Origin of the sequence: Pseudobacteroides sp., from assembly GCF_036567765.1 — a bacterium.
In the GTDB taxonomy this organism is placed as follows: domain Bacteria; phylum Bacillota; class Clostridia; order Acetivibrionales; family DSM-2933; genus Pseudobacteroides.
In genome coordinates this window covers 1-2,449 of record NZ_DATCTU010000083.1, presented here as the reverse complement: position 1 = coordinate 2,449, position 2,449 = coordinate 1, and the positions used below count along the sequence as shown (strand labels likewise).

2 protein-coding genes are annotated in these 2,449 nt (G+C 33.1%); both read left to right on the top strand.

The genetic code is table 11. The annotated features are described in order from the left end of the window. A partial coding sequence (locus VIO64_RS12760; RefSeq protein WP_331918772.1) for a polymorphic toxin-type HINT domain-containing protein occupies positions 1–1,372 on the top strand: 1,372 nt, incomplete at its 5' end. Between the two features lie 17 nt (positions 1,373–1,389). Beyond that, positions 1,390–1,677, top strand: coding sequence for a contact-dependent growth inhibition system immunity protein (locus VIO64_RS12755; RefSeq protein WP_331918770.1), 288 nt, complete (start codon positions 1,390–1,392; stop codon positions 1,675–1,677). Positions 1,678–2,449: the final 772 nt, after the last annotated feature.

The following is a 2,449-nucleotide window of genomic DNA, read 5'->3' as shown; positions in this document are numbered from 1 at the left end:
CCCAAAGAATACTTTGGAAACTATCGGCTTTTTGTGTAAGGTGATGTGCCCTAGTACGCTACTCTTTGTTGAAGAAAAGAAAATGTTTGCAAACCTTATAAAGGAAATGATTTCAACATTTGCAGAAAAGTTTGGTATGGCTGACAGCTATGAAAAGGGTAAGATGATTGGCGAAGCAATATCATTTGTATTGTCGTTCTTTGTTTCTGGTGCGGGGGTAGTGAAAGCACTCAGGATACTTGACTTGCTGAGGGAATGCAAGGTATTATCAAAAGTGTGTGTTAAGGTTGCGGATAAGGCTATAGCAAGTAAAGATGCTTTGGCAAAGATGCTTAAAGCAATGGCTGAGGCAATAGAACAGATAACAAATATATTATTAATTAAGTATGATCAGATATTTGAAATTGTAAAAGAAACTGTTGATTATGGTACTGAAATTCTTTTTAAGATGAGGACTGGCGTAGAAGTAAGATTACAAAAATCAGTACTTAAAGCAAAAGGGATAATTGATGATGTTCTTAATTTCTGTGTAACAGGCTGTTTTGTTGGAGATGTGCTTGTAACAACAAAGGACGGATTAAAGAGAATTGATCAGATTCAAGAGGGAGAATATGTTCTTTCAAAAGATGTAAAGACTGGTATAATAGATTACAAAGAAGTCAAACAGGTTTACATCAAAAGTACATATGAGCTTGTTTGTCTAAAACTGAACGATGAAGAAATTAGAACTACAGCATCCCACCTATTCTTTACTGATAGTGGATGGTGGAAGGCTGCTGAGAACTTGAGAGTAGGCGACAAGATTCTTAATTCCAAAGGCGAGTATAAGGTTCTGATTGGAAAAAGTGTTGAAACTTTAAAAGAGCCAGAACGCATTTATAACTTAAATGTAGATAACTTTCATACATATTTTGTAGGTACAAATGGGCTTTTGGTTCATAATAATTGTAGTGAGTTTGTTACACAAACAATTAATAAAATTCGTAAAATCGGTGACGACATTCTTGATATTATGGAATCAGCTGGAGGTCATACTTTACAAAAGCATGTATCACAAACTAATGAAGAGTTAATACGTAGAGCTATCCAAGAAGAAGTTGACGCAGCCACTTCATTTACTAATAAGAGTACAGCAATACAAGCTGTTCAGCATAATTTGAGAACAAATTGTAAGGAGATTGCTCAGTGGCTTGAAAGTGGAGCTGAAGCTAGAAAGATATTTGATGTTGAAAGTGCATATTCTATAGGCAAAGGTGTTCTACAGGATAAGTCGACGGTAATTTATAATCTCACGAAATCAAGAGTTGTACTTGTTAAAGACGCAACTCAAGATTTAGGCTTTAGGATAATAACAGCCTTCCCAACCATATAGGTAGAAAGGAGTAAAAAATGGATAGAATTTTAGACGTTGACAAGTATGGAAGGTTCAAATATTTCTTGGAGTGTTATTTCAATCAAAGTGCAGATTATGCGGAATTGGATAAACTAATACACGAGTTTAATACAGTTGAGAATTGTGATATTAAAGCCCAACTCAAAAATGAGATTAATAAAATAATGCTCGGAGAAGATATTGAAGCTGCCAAGGAATTTATTAGAAAATATGGTATGCGAAATATGAGTCCAGATAAATTAAAATGGTTTTTAACTTGCTTAAATAGTAAGGTTAATACTTAAGATTTAAGTATAAGATTGAGATTCATAATTCTAAGTAATAATTCTCAAGTATTTTAATTTTTAGATATAGCCCCGATAGCAATAAAGCTTAGGGGCTTTTTCCTTTTTCGGGAATTATTCAATTCATGGTAAATTTATACTTATATGCATTTTTACACCTTATGACAATAGAGAATCAAAAAATACATATATTAACAAAAATAACAGCATAGCCAATATGTAATATTATGCTTTTTTAAGAATAATTGTAGCTTTAAACGGAATTTTAGTAAAATAATTCCACATAGTGCCTTGTATAGGGATACCCCCACAAAGATAAGGTATTTTATTTTTTACATTCAAGATACTTGACCAGCTTTGGGGTACAGTTTTTGTATCTGATGAGTTTAGAAACAAAGTAATTGAAAGTGGCCTTGAAGGATTTAAATTTATCGAAGTATGGGATTCAGATAAATAATCGTTAAATAAAGAAACCTTGACTGTAGTAATACAGCTTCGGGGTTTCTCTTTGCACGTTTTCTTTTGCAGACGGAACGCTGGATGATGAAACGAATAAGGAACTGCTGGAATATAATAGGATAAGGAAAATCAACCCTGGGTTTCTTAAAAGTTCCGGAGTTAGTGCCAGGGCTTATCTTGAAAATGTTTATAAATTGACTTCTGAAAATGGATACACTCTATCTTTTGATGGTAAAAATATTGTTATAATCGGTGGAAATAATGCTGTTAACAGAGTAAGCAAAATTTTTATACCAGAGCTTGATTATAAGGG